This is a genomic window from Streptomyces sp. NPDC003720, assembly GCF_042875075.1.
In the GTDB taxonomy this organism is placed as follows: domain Bacteria; phylum Actinomycetota; class Actinomycetes; order Streptomycetales; family Streptomycetaceae; genus Streptomyces.
Genome location: NZ_JBIANZ010000017.1, coordinates 102,521 through 119,286 on the forward strand (window position 1 = coordinate 102,521; position 16,766 = coordinate 119,286).

The following is a 16,766-nucleotide window of genomic DNA, read 5'->3' on the forward strand; positions in this document are numbered from 1 at the left end:
CGTCGCTCCGGGGTCCGCCGACCTCACCGCCGAAGGAGTGGGCGTCGTGACCGCGGAGACCTCCCAGACGCTCGACCGGGGACTGCGTGTCCTCAAGCTGCTGGCCGACACCGACCACGGGCTGACCGTCACCGAGCTTTCCAACAAACTGGGCGTCAACCGGACCGTGGTGTACCGGTTGCTCGCCACGCTGGAGCAGCACGCGCTGGTACGGCGTGATCTGGGCGGCCGCGCCAGGGTCGGGCTCGGGGTGCTGCGGCTCGGCCGGCAGGTGCATCCGCTGGTACGGGAGGCGGCGCTGCCCGCGCTGCGGTCGCTCGCCGAGGACATCGGGGCGACGGCGCATCTGACCCTGGTCGACGGCACCGAGGCGCTCGCCGTCGCGGTGGTCGAGCCGACCTGGACGGACTACCACGTGGCCTACCGGGCCGGTTTCCGTCATCCGCTGGACCGGGGGGCCGCGGGCCGGGCCATCCTCTCCGCCCGGCAGTCGCCGCCGGCCGACCCCGGGTACACCCTGACCCACGGCGAGCTGGAGGCCGGCGCCTGCGGGGCCGCGGCGCCCCTCGTCGGGGTGACGGGGGTCGAGGGCAGTGTGGGCGTGGTCATGCTGGCGGACTCGGTGCCGGAGCGGGTCGGGCCGCGGGTGATGGACGCGGCCCGCGAGGTCGCCGAGGCGCTGCGCTGAGCTGTGGTGGGCCGCCACCGAGGGGTCACGTAGATTGATTGCGTGCTCTCACGTCTCACGCGTACCCAGGCCGTCGCCGTCTGCGCCCTGCCCGTCGTGGCCCTGCTCGCCACGGCGGTGTTCGCGCCGCTGCCGTTCTCGGTGGCGCAGCCCGGGATGACGGCGGACGTACTCGGCAAGAACCGGAGCACCCAGGTGATCACCGTCTCGGGCGCGCCGGCCCGGGACACGAGCGGCCAGCTGCGGATGACGACCATCGAGGCGACCGGCCCGGACACCCGGGTGTCGCTCGCGGACGTGCTCGGCAACTGGTTCCGCACGGACCGGGCGGTGATGCCCCGGGACGCGGTCTACCCGAGCGGGAACAGCGTCAAGGAGATCGAGAAGTACAACGCCAAGCAGATGCGGCAGTCCCAGGACGCGGCGACCCAGGCGGCGCTGAAGTACCTGGGGCTGAGCCCCGACAAGGTCAAGGTGCGGCTGAAGCTCGCCGACGTGGGCGGGCCCAGCGCGGGGCTGCTGTTCACCCTCGGGATCATCGACACGCTGGAGGGCGACGGCCGCGGCGGTGACCTCACGGGCGGCCGCACCGTCGCCGGCACCGGCACGATCGACGCGTCCGGCAAGGTCGGCGCGGTGGGCGGGGTGGCCCTGAAGACCCAGGCCGCCCGGCGGGACGGGGCCACCGTGTTCCTGGTGCCGAAGGCGGAGTGCGCCGACGCGAAGTCCGAACTGCCGAAGGGCCTGCGGCTGGTCCCGGTGACCACGCTCCAGGGCGCGGTGGACTTCCTGGTGGCGCTGGAGAAGGGCAAGGGGAAGGTCCCGAGCTGCTAGGGCGTGCCGGGCGTCGTGACGCAGACGCGACTTTGCGGACACGGCCCAGGCCGTGTCCGGCGGCGGCCGGACCGGGGGAGCGGCTACTTCACGAAGCCCTCCGCCTTCATCCAGTCCAGTGCCACCTGGTGCGGATCCTGCCCGTCGACGTCGACCCGGGCGTTCAGGGTCTGCGCCACCGAGTTGTCCAGCCGGGCGTTGACCGGTTCGATGACCTTCGCGATGGCCGGCCACTCCTTCAGCACCCGGCTGTTGACCACCGGCGTCGCGTTGTAGTTGGGGAAGAACTTCTTGTCGTCCGCCATCACCACCAGGTTCATCGACTTGATGCGCCCGTCGGTGGTGAACACCTCCCCGTAGGTGCAGGCACCCTTCTCCACCTGCGTGTAGATGATCCCGGTGTCCATCTGCGTGACGTTCTTCGCCGGCACGCTCATCCCGTACGCCTTCTCCATGCCGGGCAGCCCGTCCGCCCGGTTGGCGAACTCCGACTCCACGCACAGCGTGACGGCCCCCGGGTCCCGCTCGGACAGCGCGGCCACCTCGGACAGCGTCCGCGTGCCGTACTTCTTGAAATTGGCCTGGTTCATGGCGAGCGCGTAGGTGTTGTCGAGCTTCGACGGCTCCAGCCAGGTCAGCCCGTTCCTCAGGTCCGCGTCCCGCACCGCCTGCCACTGCTTGCGCGGGTCGGGGATGGGCCTGCTGTTGCCCAGGTAGGTGATCCAGCCGGTGCCCGTGTACTCGTACTGCGCGTCCGCGTCCCCGTTCTTGACCGCCTCCCGCGACCCGATGGAGCCCTGGATGCCGGTCCGGTCCAGGACGTCCGCGCCGGCGGCCTGGAAGGCGATCCCCATGATCGCGCCGAGGATGAGCTGCTCGGTGAACTCCTTGCTGGTGACGGTGAGATGGGCGCCCTTCAGCGGCTCGCCGGCCCCGATGGAACCCGGCCGGACGTCGTCGACCATCGGGGAGCCGCTGGTCAGACCGCAGCCCGACGGCACGACGAGCAGCGCGGCCAGCAGCAGCGGCGCCCGGCGCCTCATGTCCCCGCCTCCAGACCGCGCGGCCGGAGCATGACCTCCGCCAGCAGCGCCAGCCAGTCGACCAGCAGGGCGAGGGCGATGGTGAGGAGGGCGCCGAGCACCAGCACCGGCATGCGCTGGGTGGTGATGCCGGTGGTGATCAGCACCCCGAGGCCGCCGCCCCCGCCGAAGGTCGCCAGGGTCGCCGTGCCGACGTTGAGGACCAGCGCCGTGCGGACACCGGCGAGGATCAGCGGGACGGCGAGGGGCAGTTCGACGCGGGTGAGGACGCCGAGCGGCGACATCCCGATGCCGCGGGCGGCCTCCAGCAGGGTCGGATCGTTGGCCTTCAGACCGGCGATGGTGTTGGCCAGCACGGGCAGCACGGCGTAGACGATGATGCCGATCAGAGCCGCCTTCGTGCCCGTCCCCAGCACGATCACCAGCAGCGCGAGCAGGCCGATCGCCGGGGTCGCCTGCCCCATGTTGGCGATCGTCATCGCCAGCGGGGTCGCCTTCCGCATCGCCCCGCGGGTGAGCAGGATGCCCAGCGGGATCGCGATGATCAGGACGAAGAACGTCGAGATCACCGTCAGCTGCACGTGCTGCCACAGCGCCTTGGAGACCTGGCCGCCCGAGAGGGCGTTGCGCGAGATCGTGTCCAGGTCCGCCTGCTGGAACCACAGCCAGGTCGCCAGCAGCAGCAGGACGAGGAACGAGGGCAGGACGGTCAGCCGCTGCCAGGTCAGCCGGCGCGCGGGCGGCCGCCGGGGCGGCGGGGCCTCCTGCTCCGCCACCTCGGGGAAAGGCGGCTCCTCGGCCTCGTGCCCGCCCCCGGGCCGCTGCTCGGTGCTCACGCCTTCGGCTCCCCTCCGTGTCCCTCCTGCTCCAGATGGGTCTGCTGGCTGCGGGCCTCCTCCAGGTCCGCCTGCGCCTCCATGGCCTCGAGCCGGTCGGCCTCCAGCAGTTCGTGCACGGAGTTCATCAGCGTCTCCATGTCCACCACGCCGATGTACTCCCCGCGCCGCCCGGTCACGGCCACCCGTCCGGCGTTGTCCGTGAGCACCGCCTCCAGCGCGTCCCGCAGGGTCGCGTCCCGGGTCACCGTGTCGTGCACCAGCGTGCCCGCGCGGGCCAGCGAGCCGCGGGCCCGCATCAGGTCGCCGCGCCGCAGCCACTTGTAGGGGCGGCGCCGCTTGTCGAGCAGCAGGATCTCGTTGGTGCCGCTGCCGCGCAGCAGCCCGAAGATCTGCTGCAGCGGGGTGTCCACGGTCACCGTCGGGTAGTCCCGCATCTCCACGTCCCGGACCCGGGTCAGGTTGAGCCGCTTCAGGGCCGCGCCCGCGCCGACGAAACCGGAGACGAAGTCGTCGGCCGGGTTGGTCAGGATGGCCTCCGGGGTGTCGAACTGGGCGATGTGCGAGCGCTCGCGCAGCACGGCGATCCGGTCGCCCAGCTTGATCGCCTCGTCGAAGTCGTGGGTGACGAAGACGATCGTCTTGTGCAGCTCGCGCTGGAGCCGGATCAGCTCGTCCTGGAGGTGGTCGCGGGTGATCGGGTCGACCGCGCCGAACGGCTCGTCCATCAGCAGCACCGGGGGATCGGCGGCCAGGGCCCGGGCCACGCCGACGCGCTGCTGCTGGCCGCCGGAGAGCTGGCGCGGATAGCGGTCGCGGAACTCGCCCGGGTCCAGCCCGACGAGGTCCAGCATCTCCTCGACCCGCTCGCGCACGCGCCCCTTCGGCCAGCCGGCCATCTTCGGCACCAGGGCGATGTTCTGCGCGACCGTCATGTGCGGGAACAGGCCCGAGGACTGGATGGCGTAGCCGACCTTGCGGCGCAGCCGCACCGGGTCGATGCGGGTGACGTCCTCGCCGTCGATGCGGATGCGCCCGCCGGTCGGCTCGATCAGCCGGTTGATCATCTTCAGCGTCGTGGACTTGCCGCAGCCCGACGGCCCGACGAAGATCACCGTCTCGCCGGCCCTGATCTCCATGGTGACGTTGTCCACGGCCGGCTGCGGACTGCCCGGGTAGACCTTGGTCAGGTTCTCCAGCTCGATCGTGGCGCCGTGTGTGGAGGCCGTCTCAGCCACGGATCCCCCTGGGGATGGTCAGCCGGCCGAGCAGCACGTACGCGGCGTCGAACAGCAGGGCGAGGATGACGATGCCGATCGTGCCGGCGAGCACCTGGTTCAGGGCGTTCTTGCTGCCCAGCGAGGCCAGCCCGCGGAAGATCTCGTTTCCCAGGCCGGGGCCGGAGGCGTAGGCGGCGATGGCCGCGATGCCCATCAGCATCTGGGTGGCGACCCGGATGCCGGTCAGGATGGGCGGCCAGGCCAGCGGCAGCTCGACGCGCAGCAGGCGCGCCGCCCGCGACATGCCGATCCCGCGGGCCGCGTCGACCAGCGCCGGATCGACCCCGCGCAGGCCCACGATGCAGTTCCGCACGATCGGCAGCAGCCCGTACAGGGTCAGCGCGATCACGGTGGGCGCCACCCCGAGGCCCACGATCGGGATGAGCAGGCCGATCATCGCGAGCGAGGGGATGGTCAGGAAGGTCGCCGTGGTGGTGGTCGCCAGGTTGCCCGCCCACTCGGAGTGGTAGGTGGCGACCCCGATCAGCACGCCCAGGACGGTCGCCACGACCATGCACTGGAAGACCGCGCTGGCGTGCTGGTAGCCGTCCGCGAGCAGTTGCTGGTGCCGGCTGCCCAGGTACTCCCAGAAGCTCACGCGCCTCACCCCGGTTCGTCGGACCCTTCCCGGCCGTCCGAGCCGCGCTCGCCCGCCCCCGGCTCACTCGCCGTCGGCGGCCTGCTCCACCAGCGGGATGATCCGCAGCGGAACGGGGTTCTCCATGACGATCGCCGTGGAGGCCCGGACGATGCCATCAAAACCGACGACCCGGTCGATCACCCGCTGGAGATCGGCGTTGGACCGGGCCACCAGCCGGCACAGCATGTCCCCGCTGCCGGTGGTGGTCAGCAGCTCCAGCACCTCCGGCACGGTCGCCAAGTGCGCCCGGACGTCGGCCCCTTGGCCCTGCCGGATCTGCAGTGTGGCGAACGCGGTGACCGGGTAGCCGAGGGCCGCCGGATCCACCTGGGGCCCGAAGCCCCGGATGACTCCGTTCGACTGAAGACGGTCCAGACGCGCCTGCACCGTCCCCCGGGCGACCCCGAGCCGGCGGGACATCTCCAGCACGCCGATCCGCGGCTCCCGCGCCAGCAGCACGATGATCCGGCCGTCCAGGCGATCGATCGCCACAGCACCTCCCGGGGATGGTCATCCTGTACAGAAAGCCCGGCCGCACGGCCATTGCGCTGAACACAATGCCCAGTGAATACGCGAACTATTGCGCACCTTGCAGACCCGGTCCACCCTTCCGCTATGACGCAGACCACAGACCTCACTCCCGACACCGCACGGCAGGCCGACCCCTTCCCGGTCAAGGGAATGGACGCGGTCGTCTTCGCCGTGGGCAACGCCAAGCAGGCCGCGCACTACTACTCCAGCGCCTTCGGCATGAAGCTGGTCGCCTACTCCGGACCGGAGAACGGCAGCCGCGAGACCGCGAGCTACGTGCTGGAGAACGGCTCGGCACGGTTCGTCCTCACCTCGGTGATCAAGCCGAGCAGCGACTGGGGCCGCTTCCTCGCCCAGCACGTGGCCGACCACGGCGACGGCGTCGTCGACCTGGCCATCGAGGTCCCGGACGCGCGCGCCGCACACGCCTACGCCGTCGAGCACGGCGCCCGCTCGGTCACCGAGCCGTACGAGGTGAAGGACGAGCACGGCACCGTCGTCCTCGCCGCCATCGCCACCTACGGCGAGACCCGCCACACGCTGGTCGAGCGCACCGGCTACGACGGCCCGTACCTGCCCGGTTACGTGGCGGCCGAGCCGATCGTCCAGCAGCCCGCCCAGCGCACCTTCCAGGCCGTCGACCACTGCGTCGGCAACGTCGAACTCGGCCGGATGAACGAGTGGGTCGAGTTCTACAACAAGGTCATGGGCTTCACGAACATGAAGGAGTTCGTGGGCGACGACATCGCCACCGAGTACAGCGCGCTGATGTCGAAGGTCGTCGCGGACGGCACCCTCAAGGTGAAGTTCCCGATCAACGAGCCCGCGGTCGCCAAGAAGAAGTCCCAGATCGACGAGTACCTGGAGTTCTACGGCGGCGCCGGTGTCCAGCACATCGCGCTGAACACCAACGACATCGTCCAGACCGTGCGGACCATGCGCGCGGCCGGCGTCCAGTTCCTCGACACCCCGGACTCCTACTACGACACCCTCGGCGAGTGGGTCGGCGACACCCGCGTGCCCGTGGACACCCTGCGCGAGCTGAAGATCCTCGCCGACCGCGACGAGGACGGCTACCTGCTGCAGATCTTCACCAAGCCGGTCCAGGACAAGCCGACCGTGTTCTTCGAGCTGATCGAGCGGCACGGCTCGATGGGCTTCGGCAAGGGCAACTTCAAGGCCCTGTTCGAGGCCATCGAGCGCGAGCAGGAGAAGCGGGGCAACCTGTAGCGGCGCCGCTCAGGACATGTCGTCCGGCGGGGGCTCGTCGGGAACCTCCCCGAGCCCCCGCAGGGCATTCCGCGCCGCCGCGGCCCCGAGCGGCGAGAAGTACGGGTTGATCCGCAGCGCCTCCTCCAGGTGCCGCCGGGCCGGCCCGTCGAGCTGCAGCTCGCGCTCGATCACGCCCCGGTGGTACGCGTACGGGGCACTGATCACCCCGCCGCCCTTCGCCTTGTCCGTCGCGACCGTGGCGTAGGTCAGCGCCTCGGTGTCCTCGCCCGCCCGGTGCAGCGCCCAGCCGAGCGCGTCGGCCACCTCGATCCCGGGCTGGCGCCGCCACTCCTCCCGCAGCCGCTCCACCGCGTCCTCGGCGTCGCCGTGGTCCGCCTCGAACCGCCCGATCAGCAGCTCCTCGTCGACCCCGCCCGCCACCGACCGCTCGACCCGCCGGCGCAGCAGGGCGTAACTCCCCTCGGCGTCCTCGTACCGGCCCAGCGACTCGTACAGCTCGCCCAGTTCCAGCGCGTCCGCCGCGTCCGGCTGCCGGTCCAGGGCCGCCCGGTAGGCGGCCACCGCCTCGTCGGTCCGGCCCAGCGCGGCCAGCGCCCGGCCCTTCCCGGCCAGCGCCGCCCGCCGGCCGGGGTCCAGCCGCACGGCCGCCTCGAAATGCCGCAGCGCGTCCTCCCGGTCGCCCCGCTCCCAGGCGAGCTGCCCCACCCCGGTCAGATACACGGCCTGCTCCGCGGGGGTGCGGGCGGCCGCCGCCGCGTCGGTGAGCTGGGCCACGGAGTCCTCGCGCCAGCCCCGGTCCCGGTAGACGGCCGAGGCCCGTGCCATCACCGCCGGCCGGTCGGACGCCCCGGTGCGCAGCCCCAGCAGCTTGTCCAGCGCACCCCGGGCCGCCTTGTAGTCGCCGAGCCCGGTGTAGGCGTCGATCAGCGGCGGATACGCCGACCAGCGCTTCGGGGTCAGCTTCAGCGCCTGCTCGCCGTACCGCTTCGCCGCCGGGAAGTCCCGTCGCGCGTTCGCCAGCGCGGCCAGGCCGCCCAGCGCCTCCGCCCGCCGGGCCGGGCCGGTGCCGGCCAGCTCCAGCGAAGTCCGCAGCGCCCGCTCGGCCTTCGGGAAGTCCGCCGCGTCGGCCGCGCTCCGCCCCCGCTGCACATACGCGGCCCCCAGCACCGCCCAGGCCCGCGCGTCCTGAGGCCGGGCCCGCACCGCGCCCTCCTGCACCCCGATGAGCGCCGACAGGTCCGGCAGCGCGGCCGGGACCCCGGAGGTGACCGCGGCGGCCGTCAGCGCCGGCGACTGGGCCCGCGGGCCCGGGGCGGGCGGTGCCGCCCGGTGCCGGGCCGGCTCCGGCGGCAGCAGCATCAGCGCCGCGCCCGCGGCGGCCGAGCCCGCCAGCACCGTGACCAGCAGGCGCCGCAGCAGACGCCGGGTGCGGCGCGGCGGGGGCGGCTCGGCCACCAGGGACGTTCCGGGGGCGGAGCTGCCGTACGGTCGGATCTCCATACCGCTCACTGTGCGGCAGCGCACCGGGCACATCCGGGTGGCCCAAGGACGGCACGGACGGGGTTCACACCGATGGCCCCCGAGTGTCACGCTGTGATCGTGAGCCGTATCGAAGCGCCCCGCGACGAAGTGACGAGCAACCTCACCGACCGGCTGCTGGCCGGCCTGCCGCCCGAGGCCGTGCTGACCGATCCCGACGTCACGGCCTCCTACGCCAACGACATGGCGAGCTTCTGCCCCTCCGGCGCCCCGGCCGCGGTCGTGCTGCCGCGCACCGTCGAAGAGGTGCAGCACGTCATGCGCACCGCGACCGAGCTGCGCGTCCCCGTGGTCCCGCAGGGCGCCCGCACGGGCCTGTCCGGCGGGGCCAACGCCGTCGACGGCTCCATCGTGCTGTCGCTGACCCGGATGGACCGCATCCTGGAGGTCAGCCCGGTCGACCGGATCGCCGTCGTCGAACCGGGCGTCGTCAACGCGGCGCTCTCCCGCGAGGTGGAGAAGCACGGCCTGTACTACCCGCCCGATCCCTCGAGCTGGGAGACGTGCACCATCGGGGGCAACATCGGCACGGCGTCCGGCGGCCTGTGCTGCGTGAAGTACGGGGTGACGGCCGAGTACGTGCTCGGCCTGGACGTCGTCCTCGCCGACGGCCGGCTGATGTCCACCGGCCGGCGCACCGCCAAGGGCGTGGCGGGCTACGACCTGACCCGCCTCTTCGTCGGCTCCGAGGGGTCCCTCGGCATCGTCGTACGGGCCGTGCTGGCACTGAAGCCGAAGCCGCCCCAGCAGCTCGTGCTGGCCGCCGAGTTCGCCTCGTCGGCCGCCGCCTGCGACGCCGTCTGCCGGATCATGGAGGGCGGCCACGTGCCGTCCCTCCTCGAACTGATGGACCGTACGACCGTCAAGGCGGTCAACGACCTCGCCCACATGGGTCTGCCGGAGACCACCGAGGCGCTGCTGCTGGCCGCGTTCGACACCCCGGACCCCGCCGCCGACCTCGCCGCCCTCGGCGCGCTGTGCGAGGCGGCCGGCGCCACCCAGGTGGTCCCCGCCGACGACGCCGCCGAGTCCGAACTCCTGCTCCAGGCCCGGCGGCTCTCGCTGACCGCGCTGGAGGCGGTCAAGGGCACGACGATGATCGACGACGTGTGCGTGCCCCGCTCGCAGCTGGGCGCGATGCTGGAGGGCGTCGAGCGGATCGCCGCGAAGTACGGCCTCACCATCGGCGTCTGCGCGCACGCCGGCGACGGCAACACCCACCCCACCGTCTGCTTCGACGCCCAGGACGTCGACGAGTCCCGGCGGGCCCGCGAGTCCTTCGACGAGATCATGGCGCTCGGCCTGGAACTCGGCGGCACCATCACCGGCGAGCACGGCGTGGGCGTGCTCAAGAAGGAGTGGCTGGCGCGGGAGATCGGGCCGGTCGGCGTGGAGATGCAGCGCGCGGTGAAGGGCGTCTTCGACCCGCTCGGCATCCTCAACCCGGGCAAGCTCTTCTGAGCCGCCGCCGGGCCTCACCGGGCGAGCAGCTCGTCGAGCGCGTCGTCGATGCCGAGCCGCCCGTCCTCGGTTCCCGGCGGCACCGCCCGCAGCGTCCGCTCCAGCCAGGCGGACACCGGCGTGGCCGGCAGCTCCAGCAGGGCGTCGCCGTCCGGTGAGCTCAGCGCGATCAGGACGACGCCGCGGCCCTCGGCCTTCGTCGGCCACACCCGGACGTCCCCGTGTCCGCACGGCCGGAACACCCCGTCCACCAGAAGCTCCCGGGCGAACGTCCACTCGACGGGTTGCTCGGAAGTGGTGTGGAAGGTGAGGTGCACGGCGTAGGGGTCGTCGGACCGGTAGCCCAGCCGGGCCGGCACCGGGACGCTCCGCTCGGGCGACAGGACGAGCTGGATCTCCAGCTCCCGTTCCACCACGGTCTGCTGCATGACCTGTGTTTCCTCTCTTCCGGGGCCGCTCGGCACGGGCCCGCACCGGGGGAGAGGGGGCAGGGGCACGATCATTACGCGGGTCCGGGGAAGTTTCTCCGGCCGGGTGCGGGATCCGTGGACGGCGTAGCCCGGAAAGGGGTGGGTACGGCGGGACTGGCGGTACGGCATGCCCCGGTCTGATAGATGTGGAGCCCCTTACCACCCCCGAGCAGATACGGGACGACGGACATGAGCGCCCCAACCCCGGCCCCCGGTGACGACAGGCCCCGCGAGGGCTACTACCCGGACCCGTCCATCCCCGGCTACGTCCGGTACTGGAACGGCGCCTCCTGGGTGCCGGGCACCAGCCGGCCGGCGCCGCGGGACGGCGAACCGCTCAACCCGCCGCCCGGGTTCCAGGCGGCGGTTCCGGCGGTGGAGGAGACGGGCCCGCACTTCTTCGACGAGGACCCGCCGCCGGGGCCTGCCGCCGAGGAGCCGGGCCGGCGGCAGGCGTCCGCCTGGGGAGCCGATCCGAGGGTCCCCGCGGACCGGCCGTCCCAGCCGGCCGGGCACGCCGCCCGGACCGACGGCACGGCGTCGATCCCGCCGGCCGAGGACGAGCCCGACCCGAGCGGCACCTTCCTCTTCCGCCGTCCGGTCCCGGGTCCCGCCGCCGTCCAGGACTCCGGCACCATGACGTTCGGCCCGGTCCGGGACCAGGGGGGACAGGGGCAGGACCCGGCCCGGGGCCGGCCGTCCGGCGCGCCCGCGGCCTCCGGCCCCGAAGCGGGCGGCACGCCGGGCGCCTCCGGCACCCCTGGGTTCGGCCCGGCCGCCACGGGGTCCGGCGGCCGGGCTTCCGGGGGCTTCGCCGCCCAGGGCCCGGCCGAGGGCCCCGGCTTCGGCGCCGGGAAGGCCGCCGCAGCGCGCGCGGCGGGCGCTCAGACCCCGCAGGCTCCGCCGGCCTCCGCCGTACCCCCGCAGGCCGGCCCCCAACAGGCCGCGCCCCAGCAGTCCGTGCCTCCGCAGGCCGCTCCCCGGCCGGCCGCGCCCCAGGCGGCCGCGTCCGCGCAGGCCGTGCCCCAGCAGTCGGCGCCCCGGCAGACCGGTGGTCCCGGCACCCCGCTGACCGCCGGGCCGGGTGGCGGCCAGGCGTCCTGGGCGCAGCAGGTGCACCGGCTGGCCGGGGGAGCGGACGAGCAGCCGGTCACACCGTGGAAGCCGCCGGTCGAGGACCCGTTCCAGGCGGTGGCCCGCCGGCAGGCCGCGGCCCGCCCGGCCGGCCTCGGCAAGCGGTTCGCCGCCCGCCTGATCGACAACCTGGTCATCGGCGCCGTCACCGCGGCCGCCGCCGTCCCGCTCGGCACCCAGGCGGTCGGCCACATCCAGGACAAGATCGACGAGGCGCGGCTGTCCGGCCGCACCGTCACCGTCTGGCTGATCGACGGGACGACCGGCACCGCGCTCGGCATCGTCCTCGGCGTCCTGCTGGTCTTCGGCGTCCTGTACGAGGTGCTGCCCACTGCCAAGTGGGGCCGCACGCTGGGCAAGAAGCTGTGCGGGATCGAGGTCCGCGACATCGAGGGGCACGAACCGCCGGGGTTCGGTGCGGCCCTGCGCCGCTGGCTGGTCTACAGCGTTGCGGGCCTGCTCGGCATCGGCCTGCTCGGGGTGCTGTGGTGCCTGTTCGACCGGCCCTGGCGCCAGTGCTGGCACGACAAGGCGGCCCACACCTTCGTCGCGGCCTGACGCGCACTCACGCGCACCGACACGGCCTGACGGGGACGAGCCGGCCGTCCGTGCCGCCGGGGCCCCGTGACCCGTACGGCCGCCCGCCGGATGCGGAGCCGGCGCGTTCGCGGTCCACTCGGGCACATGAGCAGTGAACCGCCCCCCGGCTCCGGAGCGGAGCCCCCCGAGGACGACCCGTTCAGGAAGCGGCCCCCGTCGGAACCGGGGGCGGGCTCGCCGTACGACAGCCCGTACGCCGACCGGCAGCCGCCGCCCGGCGAGGGCGGGCAGCCCCCGCCGCCCCCAGGAGGCCAGCAGCCGCCTCCCCATGGCGGTGGTGAACCCCCCGGTGCCGGCGGCCCGTACGGGGGCGGCCCCTACGGCGGCGGGTCCCAGGGCGGCGGTCCCTACGGTGCCGGCGGCCCCTACGGCGGCGGTCCGTACGGCGGCCCCGCCGACCCGCTGGCCGGCATGCCTCCGCTCGCGGAGAACGGCAGGCGCACCATCGCCCGCATCATCGACATGATCCTCGTGGGCATCGTCGTCTGGCTGGTGACCTGGCCCCTCGGGGTGCAGCAGTACGACGTGAACGGCAACCGGATGGAGGTCGGCCGGTCCCTCTGGCAGTCCCTCGTGGCCGCCGTCCTCTACGTCGCGTACGACACGATCATGATCGCCAGGTCGGGGCAGACCCTCGGCAAGAAGTGGCTCAAGATGCGGGTGGCCAACCTCAACGACGGCGCGACGCCCTCCACGCAGACCTCGCTGATCCGCGCCCTGGTGCTGTGGCTGCCGTTCGCCTTCTGCTGCGCCTGCTTCTGGACGGTGATCTGCGGCGGCTGGAGCTACTTCGACAAGCCGTACAAACAGGGCCTGCACGACAAGGCCGCCAAGACGGTGGAGGTCGACACCCGCTGAGGCGCGCGGGTTCCCCCTACGGGAGCGGCGGGTCCGTGGTCGCCACGGACCCGCCGCTTTCGTGTGCGCCGTTCAGAGCCTGGTCGGGACCCGCTCGGCCTCCCGCGCGGGCTCGGCGGACGCGGCGACGGTGCGCGTCCCGGGCAGCGGCACCGTCATCGCGACGAGCAGCCCGAGGGCGAGCGCGGCCAGGGCGATGACGGCGATCGCGAGGCCCGAACTCGCCTGCGACAGCAGCAGCATGGCGAGTGTCGACAGGATCACGGTGCACGAACCGTAGGCGAGCTGTGCGGCGGTCGGACGAGGCATGGCAATCGTGTCCTCGGAGCATCTCGGGGGATTCGGGGTGCCGTTCGACTCTCTTCGCGGTGCATGCCCGAGCGACGCGCCCGGTAAGCATGACCTAACCCACGGTACCGGTGCACAGGGGGCGCACGGAGTCATGGGGTCCGCGAAGCGGACGGTCCACGCGCCCGCGGAACGACACCCTCCGGCGTTCGTAAAGCGAACCCCGTCTCCGCATAGTGCACTTGTCCTGCTCAAGTCAAGGTCTGTTTTTTCTTCTAAACCTCTAGTCAAATGACGTCACTTGATACACGCGTTGAACGTGCGCGCACGGAACTCTCCATCAAATGGGAACCCCCTGTCCGTGCGCGCGGCGCGGGGGAGGAACTCAAGTGACCAGCAGACCCTGGACGTTCAGAGCCGCCGCCATAGCCGTGGCGCTCGCGACGGCCTCCGCCACCTACGCGACCTTCGCGGTCGCCGAGGCGAGCACCCAGGCCCCGTCGGCAGCCGTGAACCGGCACGACCCGGCCCCGGTGAAGCAGAAGGCCCACGACCTGGACGGCCCGCTGAGCAAGACGCAGCGCGCCCAGCGTCAGGAGGCCCTGAACCAGATCATCGCGGGCAAGGCGAAGGCCAAGGACCGCAACGGCTCGAAGGTCGTCCAGCTCAAGAGCAAGAAGGGCGACAGCAAGTACGTCGAGCTGAGCCGGGAGAAGACCGACAAGATCTTCACCATCCTGGTGGAGTTCGGCGACCAGACGGACCCCAAGTACGGGGGCACCGCCGGTCCGCTGCACAACACGATCGCCAAGCCGGACCGCAAGAAGGACAACTCGACGGCCTGGCAGCAGGACTACAACCAGAAGCACTTCCAGAACCTCTACTTCGGCACCGGCTCGAAGACCGAGTCGCTGAAGAAGTACTACGAGAAGCAGTCCTCGGGCCGCTACTCGGTCGACGGTGAGGTCTCGGACTGGGTCAAGGTCCCGTACAACGAGGCCCGTTACGGCAACAACGCCTGCGGCCAGACCAACTGCTCCAGCGTGTGGAACGTCGTCCGCGACGGCCTCAACGCCTGGGTCGCCGACCAGAAGAAGGCCGGCAAGTCCGACGCCGACATCAAGGCGGACCTGGCCAAGTACGACCAGTGGGACCGCTACGACTACGACGGCGACGGCAACTTCAACGAGCCCGACGGCTACGTCGACCACTTCCAGCTCGTGCACGCCGGTGAGGACGAGTCCGCGGGCGGCGGCGCGCAGGGCACGGACGCCATCTGGGCGCACCGCTGGTACGCCTTCGGCACCGACGCCGGCGCCACGGGCCCCAGCGACAACAAGCTGGGCGGCACGCAGGTCGGCGACACCGGTGTCTGGGTCGGCGACTACACCATCCAGCCGGAGAACGGCGGCCTCGGTGTCTTCGCCCACGAGTACGGCCACGACCTCGGTCTGCCGGACGAGTACGACACCGCCGGCGGAGACAACTCCACCGGCTTCTGGACGCTGATGTCCTCCGGTTCCTGGCTGGGCACCGGCAAGGAGTCCATCGGCGACATGCCGGGCGACATGAACGCCTGGGACAAGCTGCAGCTGGGCTGGCTGAACTACGACACCGCCAAGGCGGGCGTCAAGTCCTGGCACAAGCTGGGCGTCGCCGAGTACAACACCAAGTACCGCCAGGCGCTGGTCGTCTCGCTGCCGAACAAGGCCGTGAAGACCGAGATCGTCACCCCGGCCGAGGGCGCCACCCAGTGGTGGAGCGGCAGCGGCGACGACCTCAAGAACACGCTGACCCGTTCCGTGGACCTCACGGGCAAGAAGTCGGCCACCCTCTCGCTCGACGGCTGGTACGACATCGAGGCCGAGTACGACTACCTCTACACCGAGGTGTCGACCGACGGCGGCGCCAACTGGACCGCCGTCGACGGCACGGTGGACGGCCAGGCCATCCCGCGTGACGCCTCCGGCAAGCCGGCGCTGACCGGCACGGTCGACGGCTACAAGAAGCTGTCGTACCCGCTGGACGCCTACGCCGGCCAGAAGATCCAGCTGCGCTTCCGCTACCAGACCGACGGTGGTGTGGCCCTGAAGGGCTTCACGGCCGACGAGATCACGGTGACGGCCGACGGCACGCCGGTCTTCTCCGACAACGCCGAGTCCGCGGACGCCGCTTGGACCGCCAACGGCTTCTCCCGTGTCGGCGCGTCCTTCACCAAGGACTACAAGCAGTACTACCTCGCCGAGAACCGCCAGTACGTCTCGTACGACAAGACCCTCCAGGTCGGCCCGTACAACTTCGGCTTCTCGTCGCGCCCGGACTGGGTCGAGCACTACCCGTACCAGAACGGCCTGCTGATCTGGAAGTGGGACACCTCCCAGGCGGACAACAACACCAACGTCAACGGCCACCCGGGCACCGGTCTGATCCTGCCCGTGGACGCCCACTACAAGGCGCTCAAGTGGTCCGACGGCACGCTGCTGCGCAACCGGATCCAGGCCTACGACTCGCCGTTCGGCCTGGACGCCACGGACGGCATCACGCTGCACAAGGCCGACAAGGCGCTCAAGATCAAGTCGCAGAAGGGCGTGCGGGTCTTCAACGACCACACCAGCACCTACTACGACCCGTCCAACCCGACCGGCGGTGTCAAGATCACTGACACCAACACCAAGATCAAGATCGTCAAGCAGAGCCACGGCGGCACGACGATCGACCTCGAGGTCGGCCCGGCGGTGAAGTAGCGGATATATCCGCAGGTCAAAAGCGTATCGGCGGTGACCCCCTGGCGGGTCGCCGCCGATCGTGTTTAGGTGCGTCCTGTGGCTCGCTTATTGACACCGACCGGAACGGGGATGTGACCGCATGGCCGCAGGAGGCTTCAGCAAACTGCCGAACGGCACCGTGGTGGTGGCACTCAACCTGCCCAGCCCCGGCCCGGCCGGCGGCTCCGCCGGGGTACGCGTCCTGGTGCACGCCCAGAACCGCGCCCGGGCCCTGACCAGGCTCCGCAACCTCGGCCTGCGGGCGATATACCTGCGGGGCAACGCCGCACCGCCGACCCCGGACGAGATCACGGCGGTGCTGCACCACCCGGACGGCCTGATATGGCGCACGGCGCCGGACGCCGGTGTCCCGGTCACCGAGCTGTGGCACCCGATCCGCGCCCTGCTGCGCGCGCCGGCCGTGGCCCAGCACGGCTGAGCCCCCGGCCGGGCGGCGGACGGGCGCAGCCGCCTAGGCCGTGTCCGCGAAGTCGCGTCTGCGTCACGACGCCCGGCACGCACTCTCGCCGCACCGGCCGAAAGCCCGAGTACACCCAGTACGAGGG

16 protein-coding genes are annotated in these 16,766 nt (G+C 72.0%); 8 read left to right on the top strand and 8 right to left on the bottom strand.

Annotated elements, in window-relative coordinates:
• Positions 1–46 precede the first annotated feature (46 nt).
• Both ACFYU0_RS34360 and ACFYU0_RS34365 read left to right on the top strand, forming a co-directional pair.
• A complete protein-coding gene (locus tag ACFYU0_RS34360; RefSeq protein WP_351665291.1) occupies positions 47–688 on the top strand; it encodes a helix-turn-helix domain-containing protein in 642 nt (213 codons plus the stop codon).
• Positions 689–730: 42 nt separating this feature from the next.
• The gene (locus ACFYU0_RS34365) at positions 731–1,522 is read left to right on the top strand and encodes a S16 family serine protease (RefSeq protein ID WP_389306290.1); all 792 of its coding nucleotides are present in this window, start codon (positions 731–733) and stop codon (positions 1,520–1,522) included.
• Between the two features lie 83 nt (positions 1,523–1,605).
• On the opposite strand, the gene ACFYU0_RS34370 is transcribed toward ACFYU0_RS34365, so the two are convergent.
• From ACFYU0_RS34370 to ACFYU0_RS34390, 5 genes are all read right to left on the bottom strand, one after another.
• Positions 1,606–2,565, bottom strand: a complete 960-nt coding sequence (locus ACFYU0_RS34370; protein WP_389306292.1) for a glycine betaine ABC transporter substrate-binding protein — start codon at positions 2,563–2,565, stop codon at positions 1,606–1,608.
• The gene (locus tag ACFYU0_RS34375; protein ID WP_389306313.1) at positions 2,562–3,341 is read right to left on the bottom strand and encodes an ABC transporter permease; all 780 of its coding nucleotides are present in this window, start codon (positions 3,339–3,341) and stop codon (positions 2,562–2,564) included. The genes ACFYU0_RS34370 and ACFYU0_RS34375 overlap by 4 nt, the downstream gene beginning before the upstream one ends.
• A 56-nt stretch (positions 3,342–3,397) precedes the next feature.
• Complete coding sequence (locus tag ACFYU0_RS34380) at positions 3,398–4,639, bottom strand: betaine/proline/choline family ABC transporter ATP-binding protein (protein WP_389306294.1); 1,242 nt, start codon at positions 4,637–4,639, stop codon at positions 3,398–3,400.
• On the bottom strand, positions 4,632–5,279 hold the full coding sequence (locus ACFYU0_RS34385; protein WP_351665284.1) for an ABC transporter permease: 648 nt from the start codon (positions 5,277–5,279) through the stop codon (positions 4,632–4,634). Before ACFYU0_RS34385 ends, ACFYU0_RS34380 begins: the two co-directional genes overlap by 8 nt.
• 63 nt (positions 5,280–5,342) lie before the next feature.
• Complete coding sequence (locus ACFYU0_RS34390) at positions 5,343–5,813, bottom strand: Lrp/AsnC ligand binding domain-containing protein (protein ID WP_199210734.1); 471 nt, start codon at positions 5,811–5,813, stop codon at positions 5,343–5,345.
• 123 nt (positions 5,814–5,936) lie between these two features.
• Here ACFYU0_RS34390 and hppD point away from each other — a divergent pair, with 123 nt between their 5' ends.
• Positions 5,937–7,082, top strand: coding sequence for a 4-hydroxyphenylpyruvate dioxygenase (hppD, locus tag ACFYU0_RS34395; RefSeq protein ID WP_351665281.1), 1,146 nt, complete (start codon positions 5,937–5,939; stop codon positions 7,080–7,082).
• Positions 7,083–7,091: 9 nt separating this feature from the next.
• Here hppD and ACFYU0_RS34400 read toward each other — a convergent pair whose 3' ends face one another.
• Positions 7,092–8,585, bottom strand: a complete 1,494-nt coding sequence (locus ACFYU0_RS34400) for a tetratricopeptide repeat protein (RefSeq protein ID WP_389306295.1) — start codon at positions 8,583–8,585, stop codon at positions 7,092–7,094.
• Positions 8,586–8,678: 93 nt separating this feature from the next.
• Between ACFYU0_RS34400 and ACFYU0_RS34405 the strand changes: the two genes are divergently transcribed.
• Positions 8,679–10,085 (top strand): FAD-binding oxidoreductase, encoded by a 1,407-nt coding sequence (locus ACFYU0_RS34405; protein ID WP_389306296.1) that lies wholly within the window; start codon positions 8,679–8,681, stop codon positions 10,083–10,085.
• 14 nt (positions 10,086–10,099) lie between these two features.
• Here the strand turns inward: ACFYU0_RS34405 and ACFYU0_RS34410 are convergent, their stop codons facing one another.
• Positions 10,100–10,513: an SsgA family sporulation/cell division regulator gene (locus ACFYU0_RS34410; protein ID WP_351665278.1), complete on the bottom strand. Its 414-nt coding sequence runs from the start codon at positions 10,511–10,513 to the stop codon at positions 10,100–10,102.
• Positions 10,514–10,744: 231 nt separating this feature from the next.
• On the opposite strand from ACFYU0_RS34410, the gene ACFYU0_RS34415 reads away from it, so the two are divergent.
• Positions 10,745–12,247, top strand: a complete 1,503-nt coding sequence (locus tag ACFYU0_RS34415) for an RDD family protein (RefSeq protein WP_389306298.1) — start codon at positions 10,745–10,747, stop codon at positions 12,245–12,247.
• A gap of 126 nt (positions 12,248–12,373) precedes the next feature.
• Entirely contained in the window at positions 12,374–13,147 is a 774-nt protein-coding gene (locus ACFYU0_RS34420) for an RDD family protein (RefSeq protein ID WP_389306300.1), read from the top strand.
• Between the two features lie 72 nt (positions 13,148–13,219).
• Here the strand turns inward: ACFYU0_RS34420 and ACFYU0_RS34425 are convergent, their stop codons facing one another.
• Complete coding sequence (locus ACFYU0_RS34425) at positions 13,220–13,456, bottom strand: hypothetical protein (protein ID WP_389306302.1); 237 nt, start codon at positions 13,454–13,456, stop codon at positions 13,220–13,222.
• Between the two features lie 368 nt (positions 13,457–13,824).
• Here ACFYU0_RS34425 and ACFYU0_RS34430 point away from each other — a divergent pair, with 368 nt between their 5' ends.
• Positions 13,825–16,179, top strand: a complete 2,355-nt coding sequence (locus ACFYU0_RS34430; RefSeq protein ID WP_389306304.1) for an immune inhibitor A domain-containing protein — start codon at positions 13,825–13,827, stop codon at positions 16,177–16,179.
• Between the two features lie 121 nt (positions 16,180–16,300).
• Positions 16,301–16,639, top strand: a complete 339-nt coding sequence (locus ACFYU0_RS34435) for a hypothetical protein (RefSeq protein WP_351665273.1) — start codon at positions 16,301–16,303, stop codon at positions 16,637–16,639.
• The last annotated feature ends 127 nt before the right edge of the window (positions 16,640–16,766 follow it).